Below are 3,571 nucleotides of genomic sequence, written 5' to 3'. Positions count from 1 at the left end.
CCTCCCCGCCCGCCGTCGACCCGTCCGAGCCTGCCCCGGAACCGGTCGTCAAGACGCTGGCTCCGCTGGCGCGGGGCGTGCTGGAAGCCGTCGCCGTCGACCACGGCATCTGCATCCGGCCGGTGCCCATGCGGCGCGTGGACCTGACCACCGGGGCGGCCGAGGTGGTGTATGTGCCGTGCGGGCACACGCTGGCCTCGGTGTGCCCGTCGTGCGCTGAACGCAAGCGGAAACTCCGCGCGGTGCAGTGCCGTCAGGGCTGGCACCTGACCACCGAACCGGTCATCACCCGTGCTGATCCGGATGAGGAGCAGCGGGCGTGGATGGAGCTGCGGGCGCATGCGGCGGCGGCGCGTGATCGTGCGGGCCAGAACGGGACGGCGGATGGGGAAGGGCCGGAGTTCTGGGACGCCGTTGTCCGGGACCTGGATCATGAGCTGGCACGCTCGGGCGTGCGTGGTGCGCTCAAGACGGGCGAGGACGGTAAGAGCCGGCGGACCCGGTCGACCAGGCGGCGGCAGGATGCTCCGGATCTGCCTCGGCGGCCGGTCGACTCCCGCACGGTCGGCAAGGTGTTCCGCGGCCGGGACGGCCAGACCTTCCGGCCCTCGCTGTTCCTCACCCTGACGTTGGACTCCTACGGGCGGGTGCGTTCGGACGGGGCCCCGGTCAACCCCGAGTCCTACGACTACGTGCGGGCGGCCCGCGACGCGTTGCACTTCTCCAAACTGGTGGACCGGTTCGTGCAGAACCTGCGCCGCTTCGTCGGCTACGACGTGCAGTACTTCGCCACCGTCGAACCCCAACGCCGCCTCGCCCCCCACCTGCACATGGCCATCCGCGGCACCATCTCCCGCGCCGAACTACGTCAGGTCGTCGCGGCCACCTACCACCAGGTGTGGTGGCCACCGACCGACCGCGTCGTCTTCGAGGGCGAACGGCTGCCAGTCTGGGATGCGGCGGCCGGGCCAGAGGGCGGATACCTCGACCCGGCGACCGGGGAAGTCCTCCCCACCTGGGATGAGGCGCTAGACGCCCTCGGCGCTGACGCTGATGCCGAACCCCTGCATGTGGTGCGGTTCGGACGGCAGATCGACGCTCAAGGCGTCATGGCCGACACCCCCGACTCCCGCAAGCTCATCGGCTACCTCACCAAGTACCTGGTCAAGGGCGTCGCCGAATGCCACCAGGCCACGACCGACGCACAACGCGAACACGTCGACCGGATGGCCGAAGCACTCCGATTCGAGCCGTGCTCACCGACGTGCGCGAACTGGCTGCGCTACGGCGTCCAGCCCAAGAACTCCCGCAAAGGACTCACGCCCGGCTACTGCAAGGGCAAGGCACACCGCCGTGAGCATCTCGGCTACGGCGGCCGCCGCGTCCTGGTCTCCCGCAAATGGTCCGGCAAGACCCTCGCCGACCACAAAGCCGACCGTAAGGCGTGGGCGCTGGCCCGGCTGGCAGAGGCCGGAATCCCCGTCACCAACCCCACCAACCCGACCGCTGTGCACGTGTGGGAACGCGCCGGGCCCGGCGACCCGGATGTGAAACCGACCGAGCAACGGCTCTTGCTGCTGATCAGCGAACGCATCCAGCGGCGTCGTCAGCTCGACGCGGCGACCCACAACCCCACCCCAGAACTTTCGGCAACTCGGGAGGCAGCGTGAGCGGCAAGCGCGACGAACTCCTCACCGTCGACCAGGTGCTCGAAGAACTCGGCGGCATCTCTCGGCGGACCTTCTACCGGTGGCGTGAGATCGGGCGGGCTCCGGCCAGCTTCAAGCTGCCTAATGGTGAGATCCGCATCTATCGGAGCGATCTCGACGCGTGGCTCTGGTCGCTGCGGGAGGCGGCGTGAACACCTCCTACAAGGTCAAGTTCTGGGAGATCCGGCCGAACAAAGCAGGGCCGAAGTCGAGCAAACCGGGCAAGGTCATCTCATACACCGCGCGTTGGACGGTCGGCGGCCGTGAGAAGTCCCGGACGTTTGAGCGGTCCTCTCAGGCAAAGAGCTTCCTGTCTGATCTGCGGCAGGCGGCCAAGAACGGTGAGGCGTTCGACATGGACACGGGTCTTCCGGTGTCCATGCTCAAGGCAGAATCCGCGCGGACGTGGCTGGAGTTCGCGCGTGCCTACGTAAAGGCGCGTTGGCCACATGCGGCGGCCAAATCGCGTGAGGGTCTCACCGACACCATGACGGCCGTGACGCTCGTCTTGCTCAAGGATGCGCCGGGACGTCCGGACGCGTCGCTTCTGCGGGTGCTGCTTCGGCAATACGTCTTCGTCGCGGACGAGCGCCGTCCGGAGATCTCGCCTGATCTGGGGAAGGCGTTGCGGTGGCTGGAGGCGGCGTCCATGCCGGTCACGGCCCTGGACGAACCGCGGTTGGCGCGGAGTGCTCTAGAGGTCCTGGCGCTGCAGCTCGACGGCCAGCCGGCGGCGGCCTCGACCTTTCGGCGCAAGCGGGCGGTGTTCAAGCATGCGCTGGGCTACGCGGTCGAACTGGGGGACTTGGCGTCCAATCCTCTCGACCGGGTGAAGTGGCGTCCGCCGAAACAGAACGGGGTTATTGATCGGCGCGTCGTGGTGAATCCGGCGCAGGCTCGGGAGCTGCTGACGGCGGTGTCCTATGTCGGCCGGTCGCGTGGGCCTCGGCTGCGGGCGATGTTCGCGTGCATGTACTTCGCGGGACTTCGTCCGGCTGAGGCGGCGGGCCTGCGGCGGCAGGACTGCGAACTTCCGGCAACTGGCTGGGGCGTGATCACGCTCAAGAAGACCCGGCCTCAGAGCAACAAGCGATACACCGACTCGGGGGAGACCTTCGATGATCGGGGCCTGAAGCATCGGGAGGACGACATCGTCCGTCCGGTCCCGATACCGCCAGAGCTGGTGGCGATCCTCCGCGAACACCTCGACGCGTTCGGGACGGCCGATGATGGGCGGCTGTTCGTCACCAGTAGCGGTGCGTCGTTCTCCGGCTCGGCCTACGCGCAAGTCTGGAAGCGGGCCCGCGCCCTGGCGCTGACTCCCGACCAGGTCGAGTCACCCTTGGCGGCACGGCCGTACGACCTGCGGCACGCGGCCGTCTCGCTCTGGCTGAACGCGGGCGTGCATGCGCCCGAAGCGGCCGAACGCGCTGGGCACGGAGTCGACGTGATGCTGCGTGTTTACGCTAAGTGCATAGATGGGCAACGGGACGTCGCCAACCAGCGCATAGAGGACGCGTTGGCGGCATGACCAGCAAGCGCGGTGGAGAGGCTTCGGAGCGTCCGGGGCCTCTCTTCGCTTGTGTGCTGACCTGGGCAAACGTGGGCGAGGTCATTCCGCGTATATTCCGGGAACGGTGCTGTGCGGCTGCTTTCGGTGGCACATAGCTGCATCTGGACGAGCAAGATCAAGAAGCGTTCTTGCAGGTCAGCGCCGAGATGTGCTGGTGGGGTGGGCGCGCCCGGCAGGATTCGAACCCGCGACCGTCGGATTAGAAGTCCGAAGCTGTCTGAAGGCTCCGCACCCTCGTTCACCTGCGCGTACTCTCCGGCCGCACCGCCATCCGAACAAGATCATTCCG

Annotated in this window: 3 protein-coding genes; all 3 read left to right on the top strand. The window is 67.8% G+C overall.

Going from position 1 to position 3,571, the window contains the following annotated elements; translation table 11 throughout:
- Positions 1-77: 77 nt before the first annotated feature.
- The 3 genes from E1287_RS42510 to E1287_RS42500 are packed head-to-tail and all read left to right on the top strand — an operon-like array spanning position 78 to position 3,240.
- Positions 78-1,670, top strand: a complete 1,593-nt coding sequence (locus E1287_RS42510) for a replication initiator (protein WP_243719827.1) — start codon at positions 78-80, stop codon at positions 1,668-1,670.
- The gene (locus E1287_RS42505; protein ID WP_131971702.1) at positions 1,667-1,861 is read left to right on the top strand and encodes a helix-turn-helix domain-containing protein; all 195 of its coding nucleotides are present in this window, start codon (positions 1,667-1,669) and stop codon (positions 1,859-1,861) included. Before E1287_RS42510 ends, E1287_RS42505 begins: the two co-directional genes overlap by 4 nt.
- Entirely contained in the window at positions 1,858-3,240 is a 1,383-nt protein-coding gene (locus E1287_RS42500; protein ID WP_131971700.1) for a tyrosine-type recombinase/integrase, read from the top strand. The genes E1287_RS42505 and E1287_RS42500 overlap by 4 nt, the downstream gene beginning before the upstream one ends.
- Positions 3,241-3,571: the final 331 nt, after the last annotated feature.

Origin of the sequence: Actinomadura sp. KC06 (genome assembly GCF_004348735.1) — a bacterium.
Taxonomy (GTDB): Bacteria; Actinomycetota; Actinomycetes; order Streptosporangiales; family Streptosporangiaceae; genus Spirillospora.
The sequence above is the reverse complement of the archived record's forward strand: the minus strand, read 5'-3'. Positions and strand labels throughout refer to the sequence as shown.